Genomic DNA, 17061 nt, shown 5'->3' on the forward strand with positions numbered 1-17061 from the left:
AGAAAGGAGAATGGACACGCTAATGAGTAAAGAAAAAAAGAATGTAGCAGCAACTGAGAGTATTCCACCGATGGGATTACGAATGATTGCTCGAGAATTTTTAAAAGATAAAATTGCGATTCTATCTTTGATTATATTAGTGGTTTTATTACTTGCAATTTTTATCGGGACTATGTTCATTGATCAAGATAAAGTAATGTTTGTAAGTATTTTTGATAAATATGCCACCCCTGGATCAATCTCTGCCCAAGGACACAAGTATCTTTTTGGAGCTGATGAGGGCGGAAGAGATGTTCTAGGACAACTGTTTATAGGTGCACGTAATTCCATATTGATTGGATTTTCAATTACTATTATTACTTCATTTATTGGAGTAGGTCTAGGAATTGTTTCTGGTTATTATGGAGGGATAATTGATAATATTTTGATGCGTATCGTCGACTTCGTTATGATTTTACCAATCATGTTGATTATTATCGTATTCGTGTCAATTATTCCTAAATACAATGTTTGGTCATTTGTTGCGATTATGAGTGCTTTTTATTGGGTAGCAAAAGCACGATTATTTAGAAGTAAGACATTGTCAGAGGGGCGCCGTGATTACGTTAGTGCTTCAAAAACAATGGGGACTAGTGATTTTAAAATTATGTTCAGAGAATTAATGCCCAATTTGAGTTCGTTAATTATCACGAACTTAACAATGAACTTTGCTGCGAATATCGGGATTGAAACAACCCTATCATTCTTAGGCTTTGGTTTGCCAACAAAGGTTCCTAGCTTAGGAACACTTATTGGCTACGCTAGCAGTGGAGATGTTCTCGTGAACAAACAATGGATTTGGGTACCTGCATCAGTACTTATTTTGGTATTGATGTTGAGTATAAATTATGTTGGTCAAGCATTTAAGCGTTCAGCAGATGCTCGTCAACGTTTAGGATAAGAAGGAGGACAAAGGATGAAGAAAAAGATTTTAGGACTAGTTACCTTAGCATCTGTGTTGACATTAGGATTGGCAGCATGTGGTGGAGGCAACAGTAACAGCAAAGGAACTGACTCTTCTGGTGGAGAAACAGCAGGTGGAGCAGATTCGACAGATGTAGCAAGCTTTCCAATTGCAACAACAAATAAAGATAAAGCAATCAAAGATGGTGAGTTAGATGTTGCGGTAGCAACAGATAGCCAGTTTAAAGGAATGTTCCAATGGGAATTCTATCAAGATGCTTATGACAATATGTTTATGCAACCTTCCCACGAAGCGTTATTTAGTTATGACGGAGACTTCAAAATCACTAACGATGGAGCGGCTACTTTAGACTTAGATAAAGATGCGAAAAAAGCGACTATCAAAGTTAAAGATGGCGTTAAATGGTCTGATGGTGAAGAGGTTACCGCTGATGATGTAATCTTCCCTTATGAAATTATCGGACACAAAGATTACACAGGAATTCGTTATGATGAAACATTTGCTCGTATCGTAGGTATGGACGAATACCATGAAGGAAAAGCTGATTCTATCTCAGGAATCAAAAAAGTTGATGATAAAACAGTTGAAATTTCTTATAAAGATGTAAACCCAAGTATGTTACAAGCGGGTGGCGGCGTCTGGACGTATGCAGCACCTAAACATGTCTTAAAAGATATTGCCATCAAAGACATGGAATCTAGTGATGCCGTGCGTAAAAATCCAGTTACATTTGGACCTTACTATATGAGTAATATTGTTCCAGGTGAATCTGTTGAGTACAGCCCAAATGAACATTATTGGAATGGCACACCACAATTGAAAAAAATTGTGATGACTTCAGTACCAACAGCAAGTATTGTTGAATCATTAAAATCAAAACAATATGACATGGTTTATCAAATGCCTACTGATATTTATGAAACTTATAAAGATTTAGATGGTTATACAAACTTAGGTCGTGAGCAAACTTCTTACACTTACTTAGGTTTCAAACTAGGTAAATGGAACAAAGAAAAAGGTCATGTAGAGTACAATCCAGAGTCTAAGATGGCGGATAAATCATTACGTCAAGCAATGGGTTATGCGATTGATAATAGTACAGTAGGGGAACGTTTCTATGCTGGTTTGCGTTCAAACGCAACGTCATTAATCCCACCTGTGTTTAAAACAACTCATGATTCAACGATTAAAGGTTATACTTTAGATATTGATAAAGCGAACAAATTATTAGATGATGCTGGATACAAAGATGTAACTGATGATGGCATCCGTGAAGACAAAGATGGTAAAGAGCTGAAAATTAAATTTGCTTCTATGTCAGGTGGAGAAACAGCACAACCATTAGCTGATTACTATGTACAACAATGGAAATCAATTGGTTTAGATGTTGAATACGCAACAGGTCGTTTGATTGAGTTTAACTCATTCTATGACAAATTAGAAAATGATGATCCAGAAATTGATGTTTATCAAGGGGCATGGAATACGGGAACTGATCCAAACCCAGATGGATTATATAGTGCTACAGCTGCATTTAACTACACTCGTTTTGAGTCAGAAGAAAATACTAAATTATTAGCAGATATTAGCTCAGATAAAGCGTTTGATGCTGATTTCCAAAAAGAAGCATTTGCTAAATGGCAAGAATATGCTGCTGACGAAGCGTTTGTTATTCCTACATTGTTCCGTAACGAAGTAATGCCGATTAGTGATCGTGTAACTAACTTCTCTTGGGACTATGCAGAATCAACAAACCCATGGTCAACTATCGGTGTAACAGCTGATTCTCGTAAATAATTTATTTGTTATGTAGACTTGGTGAGCCTTCTAGGCTCGCCAAGTTTTTGCATTTATTATAAGAATGTTTCCCTTGTGTATTCTTTTCGCAGAAGCATTTCAAAAATTGGAAAAAACCAGTATAATAGGGAAGTGTTGTAAATACAATTAAAGGAATGTTGAAGAATGGATATACAGCTAGTTAAAGAGTTAAAGACACAATATGCAATTACTTTTCATGATGTCGATATATTGGAACAAGCGTTTACCCATTCATCCTATGTGAATGAGCATCGGAATTTGAATTTATCTGATAATGAACGATTAGAGTTTTTAGGGGATGCGGTATTGGAGCTATTGGTCTCCCAATATTTGTATCGGGAATATCCGGATCTTCCAGAAGGAAAACTAACCAAGATGCGTGCAGCGATTGTGCGTGAGGATAGCTTATCGATGTTTGCCAAAGCGTGTCATTTTGATCAGTACGTTCGTTTAGGCAAAGGGGAAGAAAACTCTGGTGGTAGAAGACGTCCGGCTTTGTTGTGCGATTTGTTTGAGGCTTTTTTAGGAGCTCTCTATTTAGATCAAGGAACAGAAGCGGTTCACGAGTTCATTAAGAAAGTCATTTTTCCGAAAGTGGCGGCTGGTGCTTTTTCACATGAGATGGATCATAAAACAAGGTTACAAGAGGTCTTACAAAAATCAGGTGATGTCTTGATTGATTATCGTTTGATTAAAGAGGAAGGACCGGCCCACGAACGCATTTTTTGGACAGAGGTCTATGTGGATGGTCAACTGATTGGTAAGGGTCAAGGAAAATCAAAAAAATTAGCTGAGCAAAATGCCGCAGAGAATGCGTTGAAAGATTTGCAAGGATAAGTGAAGGGAGCAGGAGTCTTTCGTGTATTTAAAACGACTTGAAATTGCGGGCTTTAAGTCATTTGCCGATCGTACGGTGATTGATTTTGAGAATAGTGTGACGGCGGTTGTCGGACCTAATGGCAGTGGGAAGAGTAACATTACAGAAGCTGTCCGTTGGGTTCTTGGCGAGCAGTCAGCCAAAAGTTTGCGTGGTGGGAAGATGCCAGATATTATTTTTGCTGGTTCTGACTCTCGTAAACAATTAAATATCGCAGAAGTGACGGTTATTTTGGACAATAGTGACCATTATTTACCATTGGAATTTAACGAAATCAGTGTCACACGTCGCTACAATCGAAATGGCGACAGTGATTTTTTCATTAATAAACAGAGCTGTCGTTTAAAGGATATTCATGACTTATTTATGGATTCTGGCTTGGGTAAGGAGTCCTTCTCTATTATTTCTCAAGGGAAGGTTGAAGCTATATTTAGTAGTAAGCCAGAAGATCGTCGAGGGATTTTTGAAGAGGCAGCCGGCGTTTTGAAATACAAGCAAAGAAAGAAAAAAGCAGAGCAGAAGCTTTTTGAAACAGAGGATAACCTGAGTCGTGTGCAGGATATCATTTATGAATTGGAAGATCAATTAACCCCTTTGGCAGCTCAAAGTGAGGCGGCAAAGGAGTTTTTGCGCCTTAAAGAGAGCTTGACGTCAGCAGATATTAATCTGACTGTCAGTGAAATTCAAACGGCAAAGGTTCAGTGGGAAGAACAAAATCAACAATTGAACGAATTGAATGGCTATCTTGTTCAATTAAATAGTGATATTCGTCAATCAGAACAGATGTTGGTTTCGCTTAGAGGCAAACGTAGTGAGATGGATCAATGGTCAGAAAATGCCCAACAGCAGTTATTGCATTTGACGGAGGCGTTAAAGCAGGCTGAAGGACAAAAAGAGGTGATGATTGAGCGATCCAAACATACGTTACAAAGCTCAAAAGAGTACCAAGAGAATTTACAGGAAATGACGGAGAAGATTCAACAACTAGAAGCTGCAATCTTAGCTTTAGAAGAAGAGAAAAGAGCCAAAAATGGTGAAGTTCTTGAAATCGAAGAGGCTATTGAACAAAATGAAGTTGAATTAATCAAATATCAAAAAACATCGAAAGAATTACTAGAGGAGCTACGTGCACAATACGTCGAGTTGATGCAGGAACAGGCGAGTACTGGTAATGAATTAAAGCACTTAGAACGTCAGTATCAACAAGAATCATCTAAAAATCAGCAAGCTTTAACCAAACATGAAGAGCTTGCGAAGAGAAACCAATTGTTGGAAGAAAAACAGCAGACGATTGCGACTAGCTATGAAACAATTAAAGAGCAACTAGTGGAACAACGAGCAGACTATGTTACAAACCAACAGCAATTGAAACTAGCGCAACAATCTTTAGCTGAAGAGCAACAAGTCATGTATCAATTAATGAGTCGAGTCCAACAGGTTCGTGCACGTCAGAAGAGCTTGCAAGAAATCCAAGAGAACTATTCTGGGTTTTATCAAGGAGTTCGGATGGTTCTCAAACAAAAAGACGCGCTTTCTGGTATCGTTGGTGCAGTGGCCGAGTTAATTGATGTGCCGAATGAGTATACTTTAGCGATTGAAACAGCTCTAGGTGGTTCAGCACAACATGTGATTGTTGAGACAGAAAAGGATGCTCGTCAAGGAATTACCTATCTAAAACAACAACGCGGTGGTCGGGCAACCTTCTTACCGTTAACAACGATTAAACCTCGACAAATGCAAGCGAGTACCTTACAAAAAGCGAATAAGATTGCAGGTTTTTTAGGAATTGCGAGTCAATTGGTGGAATTTCCTGAGAAAATTTCGACAATTGTGGAGAATTTGTTAGGGACGATTATTATTGCTAAAGACTTAACCAGCGCTAATCAAATTGCACAAAGCATCAACTACCAGTGTCGAGTGGTATCTCTTGAAGGAGATGTCATGAACGCAGGTGGTTCGATGACAGGTGGCGCGAATAAGCGAGGCAATCAAGGAAGCTTGTTTGCTCAATCGCAAGAGCTACAGGAGTTGACGACACAATATGCTGAGTTGGACGAACAACAACAACAAAGAGAAAAAAGTGTTCGTCGAATGGAACAAGAGGTTGCTAAACTTACGGAGAAGGTTGAGAAGATTCGTGAGCAAGGGGAAACGACTCGCTTTAAAGAACAAGAAGTAGCCAACCAATTACAAAATATCACGGCTGACCTTGAACGAATTCAAAAAGAGCAACAAGTCTTTAGCTTTGAAACCCAAGAACTGCAAGCTTTTATTCAGCAGTATGAGGAACAAAAGGCAACGCTAGAGGCACGCCAAAAAGAGCTGGATGAAGAACGTGGTGCAATTGATAAAGAGATTGAGTCGATTAGCCAAGAAAGTGACTTGATGGAAGAAAAACGTCAAGAGCTGACACAAGCGCGCGCACGCTTGACTGCAGACTTGGCAGTTGCTAAAGAACAATTGGTAAGTATTCAGCAGCAACTTCAAAGTGCAGATGACCAATTAGCAGAGGCTGTTGACAAAAAAGAAAGTCTAGCCCGTCAATTAGATGCACTAACAAATGATGTGTCAGATCATGAGATGACAGAAGAATCACTGGCTGTTCGTGTGACGGAGCTACAAGAAAAACGTGATGAAATAAGAGAGCAGATTGCTACTCGAAAAGCCCAAAGAACTGAGGTTCAAGAACAGGTCGATGAGTTAGATCAGCAATTAGCTGAACGAAACCGCAAGCAAAAAGAAATGCTTTCTGACCAAACAAAAATCGAAGTGCAAAAGAATCGAGCGGAGATGAAGCTGGATTCGGGACTACAATATTTGCAAGAAGAGTATAGCTTGACCTTTGAAGCAGCTGCCGAACAAGCCGAAGAGGTAGAGGCTATCGATGAGACCAAACAGGAAGTCAATCGATTAAAACGAAGCATTGACCGTTTAGGCCCAGTCAATATTAATGCGATTGAGCAGTATGAACAAGTTAATGAGCGGTATGAATTTTTAGTGGCGCAGCGAGATGACTTGTTGTCTGCAAAAGAACAGTTATTTGAAACCATGACAGAGATGGATCAAGAGGTCAAAATCCGATTCAGTGAAGTCTTTGAAGCAATTCGGGCGAAGTTTCAAGTAGTGTTCCCGAATATGTTTGGTGGCGGGCGTGCGGAGCTTGTGTTAACCAATCCAGAAGATTTGCTGAATACAGGAATTGAGATTGAAGCACAACCACCTGGGAAAAAACTACAAAGCTTGAGTTTACTTTCTGGTGGCGAACGCGCATTAACAGCGATTGCGTTGCTCTTTTCAATTATTCAAGTCCGACCTGTACCGTTTTGTATTCTTGATGAGGTTGAAGCGGCTTTGGATGATGCAAATGTCGCTCGGTTTGGACATTATTTAAGTCAGTTCCAAAATGATACACAATTTATCGTTGTTACTCACAGAAAAGGAACGATGGAGGCAGCCAATATTTTGTACGGGGTTACCATGCAGGAGTCTGGTGTGTCGAAGATTGTTTCGGTTCGTTTGGAAGAAGTGGCTGAGGGCGGCAAGATTATTTCAGCAGAAGCATAGACAAAATCGTCTGTCTGAGAGTTGACTAATCGGTCAATAGCGAGTAACATGCTACCAAAGTTAAGTGTAGAGAGAAACTAGAGGAGACGTGTGTCTTGTTGGCTGAAGGAAAGTAGAAGCACGTCAACTTTCATAAAAGGAGTAACAGAAGGATAAGGCCTTAGAAAAAGGGGCATTATCTGATTTTGAGTGAGGAAGGGGGAGTATTTGTGATAAAAATGATTGCGATTGATTTAGATGGAACTTTACTGAATGACGCAAAACAAATTTCAGAAAAAAATAAACAAGTACTGGCTGAAGCAAAAGCGTTGGGTGTAAAAATTGTGATTTGTACAGGTCGCCCGCTAAAAGCAATTGAGGGCTTTTTGGAAGAGCTGAATCTACTGGAGCCAGGAGACTATAGCATTACCTTTAACGGTGGCTTGGTTCAAAAAAATGATACTGGCGAAATTATGGAACAGACGGTGATGGCGCCTTCTGATGTTCATAGATTACATCAATTATCGGTGGACTTAGACATGCCTTTAGATGTGTTATCAGAAGGAAATGTCTTACAGCTGCCGACTTCTAAGAATCATCCATCTATCTACAGTCAGTTAAACAAGCTACTGAATTTCCAGCCAATTACTTTAGAGGAAATTGATGGTTCAACAATTTATAACAAAGTTGTGGTTGCACTTGACCAAGATATCTTAGATCCTAAAATTAGTGATATCCCTAAAGCGTATTATGAGGACTACGAAATTATCAAAACACGTAGTAACTTGTTGGAATTCATGCCTAAAGGAATCACAAAAGGTTATGGAATTTCACTACTGGCAAAGGACTTAGGGATTCAACGAGAAGAAATTATGGGAATTGGCGATGAGGAAAATGATCTGCCGATGATTGAGTACGTAGGAGTGGGTGTGGCAATGGCCAATGCGGTGGAACAAGTTCGTAAGGCGGCCGATTACGTGACAGCTTCAAATGAAGAGGACGGCGTAGCCCAAGCGATTGAGCAATTTGTCTTAAAATAAAAGGAGGAATTTCGATGGGATTTTTTGATAAAATCAAGAAAGCTTTTACTGGCGAAGAACAAGCTCCTGAAGAAGTCGTTGAAGTCCAAGAGAAATACGATAAGGGACTAGAAAAAACGCGCAAGACCTTTGGCGAACGAATGAACGAGCTATTTGCGAATTTCCGAAGTGTCGATGAGGATTTTTTTGAAGAGCTTGAAGAAACGCTGATTGGAGCAGATGTTGGCTTTGAAACGGCCTTAAAAATTACCGAGTCGCTTCGTCAGGAAGTTAAGCTGCGTAATGCGAAGAAACCAGCAGAAATTCAAAATACGATTATCGAAAAACTGGTTGATTTGTACGAAGCAGAAGGAATTGATGAAATTAACGAAATCAATTTGCAAGAGGATGGCGTGACCGTTATTTTATTTGTCGGAGTGAATGGTGTTGGGAAAACGACAAGCATCGGGAAATTAGCGCACCAATACCGCGAAGAGGGCAAAAAGGTCTTGATGGCAGCTGCAGATACGTTCCGAGCTGGGGCGATTGACCAGTTAGTTGTCTGGGGTGAGCGCGCAGGTGTTGAAGTGGTTCGTGGAAATGCAGGTGGCGATCCAGCGGCAGTGGTTTTTGATGCAGTAGCTCGTGCCAAAGCAGAAGGCGTCGATGTTTTGTTGGTGGATACCGCAGGACGTTTGCAAAATAAAGTCAATCTAATGAACGAGCTTGAAAAGATTAAACGAGTGATTCAACGCGAATTGCCAGAAGCACCCCATGAGGTCTTACTCGTTCTTGATGCAACAACTGGTCAAAATGCGATGGTTCAAGCAAAACAATTTAAAGAAACCACAGATGTTACGGGGCTTGTTCTAACGAAGCTAGATGGAACGGCTAAGGGTGGAATTGTCTTGGCTATCCGAAATGAATTACACTTACCTGTGAAGTTAGTGGGTCTTGGTGAAGGAATCGATGACTTAGAAGTCTTTGAACCAAATGATTTTGTGATTGGTTTATTCAAAGGGCTGTTAAAAGAAGAATAAAAGGGCTAGCATTCTAAAAGCGCACCTTTTAAAGAGCAGTAAAAAAAGGCACTTTGTCAAATGGTGTTGTTTTAAAAAATCACTTGGAATCGTCGAGGAAACTAGGCGATTTTGAGTGATTTTTTTCTTTCAGCAAAGAAGGAAAAATAAAAAGAAAATTCTTCTACCTATTCGTTCATGTTTAGTGGTATCATCTAATCAGAGTCTTTTTATATGAAAGGCTATTCATTCGAGACAACTTATAAGGTTTTATTTTGACTTTCCTATATAATGATTGGTAGTAGAAGTAGAGAGGTGCAAGTGGACATGCAAATGAAAGAGTTAATCCGTCGACAAGCGGTTCGACCATTTTTGAAAAAAGCTCGTTTTGGCTTAGAAAGAGAGAGCCAACGAGTGAGTTTACAAGGAGAATTAGCGCAAACAGATCATCCAACTGTTTTGGGAAATCGTGCATTTCATCCATATATTCAAACAGATTTTAGTGAAACCCAGGTGGAGATGATTACGCCTGTCGCTGATAGTGCCAAAGAAATGTTTCGTTATTTGGCAGCGATTCAAGATGTGACGATGCGTTCATTGCCAAAAGAAGAGATGCTTTGGCCGCTTAGTATGCCGCCAGCTTTGCCTGAAAAGGAAGAAGATATTATCATTGCCAAACTAGATAAATTTGAAGATGTGTTATATAGACGTTATCTTGCTAAAGAGTATGGTAAACGAAAACAGATGGTCAGTGGTATTCATTTTAATTTTGAATTTGCTGATGAATTAGTCTGTCAATTATTTAACGAACAGACAGAAATTTCTTCCCTTGAAAAATTTAAAACAGAAATCTATATGAAGGTTTCGCGCAACTTTTTACGTTATCGTTGGTTGATTACGTATTTATATGGGGCGTCTCCTGTGAGTGAGGCTCGTTATTTTGAAAATGAACCACAACCAGATGAACCGGTTCGCAGTATTCGTAGCAGTAAGTATGGCTATACGAATCATGACAACGTTCAGGTATCTTACGAGTCGTTGACGAGATACGTGCAAGATATTGCTGAGATGGTAGAAACGGGTAAGCTATCAGAAGAAAAAGAATTTTATGCGCCACTACGTTTACGTGGTGGGAAAAAAATGTCTGAGCTGGCTGAATTCGGGATTCGTTATATTGAATTGCGCAGCATTGATGTAAATCCATTTGAACGAGTGGGGATTAGCCAAGAGCAGGTCGAATTTCTGCATATTTTCCTTTTGTACTTATTATGGACAGATGAATTGCATGCAGCCGATGAATGGGTGGCAATTGGTGACTTGCTAAATAACCAAGTGGCTTTGGAAAATCCTTTAGAACAGACGGAGTTAGTAGAGGAAGGCGAGGCTTTATTTATGGATATGTTAGCGATGCTTGAGGAATTAGAATTAACAGCCGAAAAAGAGCTGACTCTTACGCTTAAAGCCCGTTTGACTCAACCGGAAGAAACCGTTTCTGGTGCGTTATTGAAAAAAATTCAAGCGACAAGCCAACAAGAGGTCGCTGTGACTCTGGCAAAACAGTATTATGACAAAGCACATGATCGTCCGTATCAATTAGCCGGCTTTAGAGGAATGGAATTATCCACACAAATCTTGTTATTTGATGCTATCCAAAAAGGAATCAGTGTAACTATTTTAGATGAGATGGATCAGTTTTTAAAATTAGAACATCATGGACATGTGGAGTACGTCAAAAATGCGAATATGACTAGTAAGGATTCCTACATTGTTCCTTTAATGATGGAAAACAAAACGGTGACGAAGAAAATTTTAGCAAGCGCTGGATTCCGTGTGCCAATGGGCGCTGAATTTGCTGAAATTGAAGAGGCCAAACGGTCGTATGCTCAGTTTGGAAAAACGGCCTTTGTCGTCAAGCCAAAATCAACAAATTACGGCTTAGGAATTTCTATCTTCAAAGAAGGAGCTTCCAAAGAGGATTATTATACTGCGTTAGAGATTGCTTTTTCAGAAGATACAGAAGTCTTGATTGAAGAATTTTTGCCAGGCACCGAATACCGTTTCTTTGTGTTAGATGGTGTCGTTCGCGCAATTTTACTTCGTGTACCAGCTAATGTAGTTGGTGATGGAAAACAAACGATTGAGGCGTTAGTGTCTGAGAAGAACCAAGATCCATTAAGAGGCTCGCATCATAGAGCACCACTTGAGTTGATTCAACTAGGTGAGATTGAAAAGCTGATGCTAAAAGAGCAAGGACTGACAGTGGCTTCCGTTCCTGACAAGGATCAGGTTGTTTACCTTCGAGAAAACTCGAATGTCAGCACTGGTGGCGATTCTATCGATGTGACTGATCAGTTTTCAGAGAGCTACAAAAAGATTGCTGCAGATGCAGTGAAGGCAATGGGCGCGAAGGTCAGCGGAATTGATTTGATTATTCCTGATTATACGGTCGATCCATCAACAGATGACAGGGCGTATGGAATCATTGAAGCCAACTTTAATCCGGCGATGCACATGCACATCTATCCCTATAAAGGAACCGGACGTCGCTTAACAATCAATGTCTTGCATTTGTTGTTCCCAGAAGTCGTGAGTGAATAGAATAAAGAAGTTAGGACAGCACAAGAATGGGACTGATGAAATTGTTTTTAATTTCATCAGTCCCATATATTATAGAGCCAGATTTTGTGAGGTCCTAACCTTGTTTTATTTAAGCAAATTCAATCTTTAATTTTTTACCCATAGCATGAGCAATTGCAGATAACTTATCAAAAGAGACATTATCACCACGTTCTATTCTAGCAATCGTTGCTTGTGTCGTCTTAGCGCGTTCAGCAAGTTCAACTTGAGTCAGACCAGCTTCCTCACGTGCCTTATATAAAGCAATTGCAGTTTCAAGCTTCTCACTTTCCACTCCCCAAAGTTCAGCAAATTCTGAGTCCTTCATCTCTTTCTCAATCATAACATCAATTTTCATAATCAAACCATTCCTTTCTTAACTGTTTTGCATGATCAATTTCTTTAAGTGGCGTTTTTTCAGTCTTCTTAGTAAAACCATGAGTAATGATATAACGCTCTGAGTCCACATGGAAATAGATAGCACGTTGAATATTTGAGCCTACTTTGCTCCTTAACTCATATAAATTTGTGTCAACTTTCTTGACCCATTTCAACCTCTGTGCTATAAGCATCCCTTGCTTCTCCACTTTCTGAATAGTCACATACAACTTAACTTTATCCTTTTTTGGTAAAGTAGAAATCCACTCAGCGAACTCATCATGCCCGTTTTTTCTTTCAAATGATTCAAAACAGATTTTATTCATAGTTTGATTATATCGTATATTGTTTAAAAATTCAATATATGATATAAAACGGAGTGGTGTCTGTGAAAATATTTATAGCCAATGTAGTCGGTGATGGGAAACAAACGATTGAGGCGTTAGTGTCTGAGAAGAATCAAGCCTCTTAATGAGTTGATTCAACTAGGTGAGATTGAAAAGCTGATGCTAAAAGAGCAAGGACTAACAGTGGCTTCCGTTCCTGAAAAGGATCAGGTAGTTTCCCTTCGAGAAAATTCGAATGTCAGCACTGGTGGTGATTCTATCGATGTGACTGATCAGTTTTCAGAGAGCTACAAAAAGATTGCTGCGGATGCAGTGAAGGCAATAGGGGCGAAGGTTAGTGGAATTGATTTGATTATTCCTGATTATACGGTTGATCCATCAACAGATGACAGGGCGTATGGAATCATTGAAGCCAACTTTAATCCGGCGATGCACATGCACATCTATCCCTATAAAGGAACCGGACGTCGCTTAACAATTAATGTTTTACATTTGTTGTTCCCAGAAGTCGTGAGTGAATAGAATAAAGAAGTTAGGACAGCACAAGAATGGGACTGATGAAATTGTTTTTAATTTCATCAGTCCCATATATTATAGAGCCGTTATTTTTGACAAGCAGATTATTCGCGCACCGTCATGCTTTTCGTTCTATCTCTTCAAAGAATAACTATAAGAGACTAGGTTACCTATCATGCAGCTTGATAGGTAGCCTAGTCTCTTAGTAAGATAAGTCCTTCTTTACGTGTGCCCTACTCAAAGGCTGGAATGCTGATGGTTTGTTTAGTCTCTTCAACCTCTAGACCTGTTTTTTGTTCCCACCATTGACGTAGCTCATTTTCATAGGTTTTTGGGAAGATTTCGACAATCTCAGAGAGCTTTTTACCAGCTAAAGTAGCATAAGAATAATTCATTGCTAAGTTATATTTCAACTCGCTAAGTAAGCTATAGTACTGAAACATCATGTAATTCATATCTTCTTCGTCTTCAAAAGCTAATACTTTTGGCGCTCTATCTAACATAAAACCAAAGCTGTGCATCATAAAAACAATCCCGTCTAGATGTTTTGGCTCAATCGTCTCGACATCTTTTAACAGATCAATGTGACAATCTAAGACGCGTAACAATTCTTCTTTTAACTGTTCATACCCAACCATAAAATCGTCTCCTAATGAAATAATTTATGCCAAAAGCCCTTTTTATCTTCTTCTGTGGGCTCTTTTGCCTCTGTGGATTCTGGTGTTGCATATTTTTCTTCAATATCAATGACTGCTTCATTCACAGCTTCTTTTGCGGTTAAGAGTAGCCCTAAGCTTGTGGGCTCATTTGTTACGAAGTCATTGATTACTGTGAACTTCATATTGTTTTGTGTAGCTAATTGAATATACATTGTCTGTAGCTGGTCGGGAAGTTTCCCGTTTAAAAGGACCGTCATACCTGGATATTTTTTTAATTCTTGGACGAACCGTGTTTGATTTTCTCTTTTTTTCATCTCGGCCACGGTCATACTAAGAAGGCAACGCTCACGAAACGTACCCATGTACTGGTGCTGTTCATCCGGATTTACTAAAGGACTGCCATAGCGGCCGCGGTCTAGGTGACTTTGTAACTGGTCGTCTGACATAAAAATAACCTCCTGAATCTGTTTTCATTACATAATACTAGTATAGCACATTCTAGATTACCTGATGGAATGAAAAAAAGATTGCTTTTCTTCCAAAGTTCCCATAAACTGTAATAAGAATGAAAATCATTCTCAATTAGAAAATAGTGGAGTGTACTCATGAAAAGAATGGCTCTTTTCTTACTGTTGTTTTTGTTGACCGGGATTTCTTTGTTTGTAGGCGTAAAAAACCTCACAATTACAGAACTATTTTCGGGGAGCTTTCAACAACAATTAGTGTTTTTTGCAACAAGGATTCCGCGAACCGTTAGTTTGGTACTGGCTGGTAGCACATTAAGCGTTTGTGGATTAATCATGCAACATCTAACACAAAATAAATTTGTTTCACCGACAACGGCAGGAACAATGGATAGTGCAAGACTAGGAATCTTGGTTGTAATGCTCTTTTTACCTCATGCACCGTTGTCGATTCGTTCATTTGTGGCATTTTTATTTGCCTTTTTTGGGACGATGGTTTTTCTAGGATTAACTAGGTTATTACCTGCCAAAAATCAGTTAATGCTGCCGCTAGTCGGAGTCATGTTTGGAAATATTGTCGGATCAGTAGCAACATTTTTTGCTTATCAATTTCAGCTCGTTCAAAACATGTCCTCTTGGCTACAAGGAAACTTTTCAACGATTATGAAAGGAAATTATGAGCTGTTGTACCTAACAATTCCTTTGTTTGCTGTGATTTATTTATTTGCCTATCAATTCACAATTGTTGGTTTTGGGGAAGATTTGGCGACAAACTTAGGACTAAATTATCGATGGATGCAGATTTTTGGTGTTGGACTAGTCGCATTGGCAAGCGCGGTAGTTTTAATTATGGTTGGTAGCATTCCGTTTTTAGGAGTGATTATTCCGAACCTAGTCTCGTTGATATATGGGGATAATATAAAGAAAATTTTACCAATTACAGCTATTTCAGGAAGTATTTTCTTACTTATTTGTGACATTATCGCTAGAGTAGTGATTGCGCCTTATGAAGTACCGGTCAGTGTGGTTGTCGGCGTTTTGGGTAGTATCCTATTTGTCATTTTATTGACACGGAGGACAAGAGCATGAAAAAAGTTACACAATCCGTCTTAGCAAAGTTGGGCTTTCTGGGTCTTGTTGGACTCGTTGTGTGTGTGATTTATCTGACATACAATACTTACGGAAATTTTGCTTTTGCTTGGCAAATTCGTGGAAAGAAGCTATTGGCGTTTTTATTTGTCGCATTGGCTACAGGCTTTTCAACGATTAGTTTTCAAACGCTGACGCAAAACCATTTTCTAACACCCAACATCTTGGGGCTAGATTCTTTATATGTTTTGATTCAAACAAGTCTGTTTTTTTTCTTTGGCGGGGTGACAATGCTTTCTCAGCAAAGCTTGGGCCTGTTTTTGGCCACGATTGGTTTGATGGTTGTCGCGAGCTTGTTTTTAGCTAAGTTTATGTTAGGTAAAAGTCAAAATGATTTATTTTTGTTGTTAATGATTGGCTTAATTTTAGGCACGCTGTTCAGTAGTGGAAGCACCTTTCTACAAGTATTGATGGATCCAAACGAATATGACTTACTACAGGGCAAACTTTTCGCTAGCTTTGGAAATGTCGATAGTCAGCATCTTATCTGGGCAATGGGGATTATTCTTGGCGTCTCAGTGTGTTTGTTCGGACTGAGTCGAACCTTGGATGTTTTACATCTAGGTCGCGATCAAGCAATTAATTTGGGGCTTAATCTTCCACAGCTACAAGTCTTACTATTAGTATTGATTAGTGGACTGACAGGAACGGCCACGGCTTTAGTTGGTCCAGTGACTTTTCTTGGATTCATCGTGGCCAATGTTAGCTACCAGTTTATGGGAACTTATAAGCATCGCGTTTTATTTGTTGCCTCAGCTTTATTGGGTGTGATTTTTCTTGTTGGTGGGCAGTTTTTAGTGGAACAGGTCTTTCACCTGAATACCACATTGAGTGTCATTATTGAGTTTGTTGGTGGGTTTTATTTTGTCGGGAAGCTGATTTATGAAAGGAAGCGTCAAGCATGATTGAAATCAAAAATGTCTCCAAACGTTATGGTGATAAATTGGTTGTTTCAGAGATAAAATTACCGATTACAGAAAACAAATTGACGGCCTTTATTGGCCCGAATGGGGCAGGAAAAAGCACTTTACTTTCCATGATGAGCCGCTTGATTTCAAAAGATGTCGGGGAAATTTACCTGGACCATAATGAAGTAAAGTCTTGGAAATCCAATGAATTAGCAAAGAAGTTATCTATTTTGAAGCAAAGTAATGGAACAAATGTAAAAATAACGGTTAGAGAGCTTGTGAATTTTGGGCGCTTTCCATATAGCAAGGGGCGTTTGAATAAAACAGATCAGCGAATTGTTGAAGAAGCTTTGCAGAATTTGGGTTTAGTAGAATTGGCAGACCAAATGATTGATACTTTATCTGGTGGTCAGCTTCAACGTGCGTATATTGCGATGGTTTTAGCTCAGGACACAGATTATATCTTGCTTGATGAACCATTAAATAATTTAGATATGAATTATGCAGTCCAAATGATGCAGACATTACGACGTTTGGTAGATGAGATGGGGAAGACCATTATTATTGTGTTGCATGATATTAATTTTGCAGCAAGCTACGCAGATGAAATTGTAGCAATGAAGGATGGAAAGCTCTTCACTCATGGTGAAACAAACGAAGTGATTCAAAGTGAAGTCTTGAATAAACTATACGGAATGAACATTCGTATCTGTGAAATTGAAGGCAAACGGTTTTGTATGTATTTTCAGTAATGAAAATCAAATAATTTGTTTTATGAAGGAGA

Annotated in this window: 14 protein-coding genes and 1 pseudogene; 11 read left to right on the plus strand and 4 right to left on the minus strand. The window is 39.2% G+C overall.

Going from position 1 to position 17061, the window contains the following annotated elements; all coding sequences use genetic code 11:
• Positions 1-22 precede the first annotated feature (22 nt).
• The 7 genes from IGI37_RS01870 (at position 23) to gshAB (ending at position 11838) form a co-directional block, all read left to right on the plus strand.
• Positions 23-940 (plus strand): ABC transporter permease, encoded by a 918-nt coding sequence (locus IGI37_RS01870; protein ID WP_438759703.1) that lies wholly within the window; start codon positions 23-25, stop codon positions 938-940.
• Between the two features lie 15 nt (positions 941-955).
• A complete protein-coding gene (locus tag IGI37_RS01875) occupies positions 956-2761 on the plus strand; it encodes an ABC transporter substrate-binding protein (protein WP_438759704.1) in 1806 nt (601 codons plus the stop codon).
• Between the two features lie 165 nt (positions 2762-2926).
• Entirely contained in the window at positions 2927-3619 is a 693-nt protein-coding gene (gene rnc / locus IGI37_RS01880; RefSeq protein ID WP_438759705.1) for a ribonuclease III, read from the plus strand.
• Positions 3620-3641: 22 nt separating this feature from the next.
• A complete protein-coding gene (smc, locus tag IGI37_RS01885) occupies positions 3642-7223 on the plus strand; it encodes a chromosome segregation protein SMC (protein ID WP_438759706.1) in 3582 nt (1193 codons plus the stop codon).
• A 209-nt stretch (positions 7224-7432) separates the two neighbouring features.
• Positions 7433-8242 (plus strand): Cof-type HAD-IIB family hydrolase, encoded by an 810-nt coding sequence (locus IGI37_RS01890; RefSeq protein WP_438759707.1) that lies wholly within the window; start codon positions 7433-7435, stop codon positions 8240-8242.
• Positions 8243-8256: 14 nt separating this feature from the next.
• The gene (gene ftsY / locus IGI37_RS01895; protein WP_438759708.1) at positions 8257-9261 is read left to right on the plus strand and encodes a signal recognition particle-docking protein FtsY; all 1005 of its coding nucleotides are present in this window, start codon (positions 8257-8259) and stop codon (positions 9259-9261) included.
• Positions 9262-9567: 306 nt separating this feature from the next.
• Positions 9568-11838, plus strand: coding sequence for a bifunctional glutamate--cysteine ligase GshA/glutathione synthetase GshB (gene gshAB / locus IGI37_RS01900; RefSeq protein WP_438763562.1), 2271 nt, complete (start codon positions 9568-9570; stop codon positions 11836-11838).
• A gap of 109 nt (positions 11839-11947) precedes the next feature.
• Here gshAB and IGI37_RS01905 read toward each other — a convergent pair whose 3' ends face one another.
• Positions 11948-12214: a helix-turn-helix domain-containing protein gene (locus IGI37_RS01905; protein WP_438759709.1), complete on the minus strand. Its 267-nt coding sequence runs from the start codon at positions 12212-12214 to the stop codon at positions 11948-11950.
• Positions 12204-12560, minus strand: coding sequence for a type II toxin-antitoxin system RelE/ParE family toxin (locus IGI37_RS01910; protein WP_438759711.1), 357 nt, complete (start codon positions 12558-12560; stop codon positions 12204-12206). Before IGI37_RS01910 ends, IGI37_RS01905 begins: the two co-directional genes overlap by 11 nt.
• 77 nt (positions 12561-12637) lie before the next feature.
• Here IGI37_RS01910 and IGI37_RS01915 point away from each other — a divergent pair.
• Positions 12638-13103 (plus strand): annotated as a pseudogene (locus tag IGI37_RS01915) (bifunctional glutamate--cysteine ligase/glutathione synthetase); the annotation flags it as partial.
• A gap of 227 nt (positions 13104-13330) precedes the next feature.
• On the opposite strand, the gene IGI37_RS01920 reads toward IGI37_RS01915, so the two are convergent.
• Together IGI37_RS01920 and IGI37_RS01925 are read right to left on the minus strand one after the other, a co-directional pair.
• A complete protein-coding gene (locus IGI37_RS01920) occupies positions 13331-13735 on the minus strand; it encodes a hypothetical protein (RefSeq protein ID WP_438759712.1) in 405 nt (134 codons plus the stop codon).
• 11 nt (positions 13736-13746) lie between these two features.
• Positions 13747-14202, minus strand: coding sequence for a YueI family protein (locus tag IGI37_RS01925; RefSeq protein ID WP_438759713.1), 456 nt, complete (start codon positions 14200-14202; stop codon positions 13747-13749).
• A gap of 159 nt (positions 14203-14361) precedes the next feature.
• Between IGI37_RS01925 and IGI37_RS01930 the strand changes: the two genes are divergently transcribed.
• Genes IGI37_RS01930 through IGI37_RS01940 form a run of 3 tightly spaced genes read left to right on the plus strand, consistent with a single transcriptional unit; the run spans position 14362 to position 17029 of the window.
• Positions 14362-15309 carry an ABC transporter permease gene (locus IGI37_RS01930; protein WP_438759714.1) on the plus strand — a complete coding sequence of 316 codons (948 nt, stop codon included), beginning with the start codon at positions 14362-14364 and terminating at the stop codon, positions 15307-15309.
• The gene (locus IGI37_RS01935) at positions 15306-16274 is read left to right on the plus strand and encodes an iron chelate uptake ABC transporter family permease subunit (protein WP_438759715.1); all 969 of its coding nucleotides are present in this window, start codon (positions 15306-15308) and stop codon (positions 16272-16274) included. Before IGI37_RS01930 ends, IGI37_RS01935 begins: the two co-directional genes overlap by 4 nt.
• Positions 16271-17029, plus strand: coding sequence for an iron ABC transporter ATP-binding protein (locus tag IGI37_RS01940; protein ID WP_438759716.1), 759 nt, complete (start codon positions 16271-16273; stop codon positions 17027-17029). The genes IGI37_RS01935 and IGI37_RS01940 overlap by 4 nt, the downstream gene beginning before the upstream one ends.
• Positions 17030-17061: the final 32 nt, after the last annotated feature.

It is taken from the genome of Enterococcus sp. AZ194, from assembly GCF_051713825.1.
Classification (GTDB): domain Bacteria; phylum Bacillota; class Bacilli; order Lactobacillales; family Enterococcaceae; genus Enterococcus_K.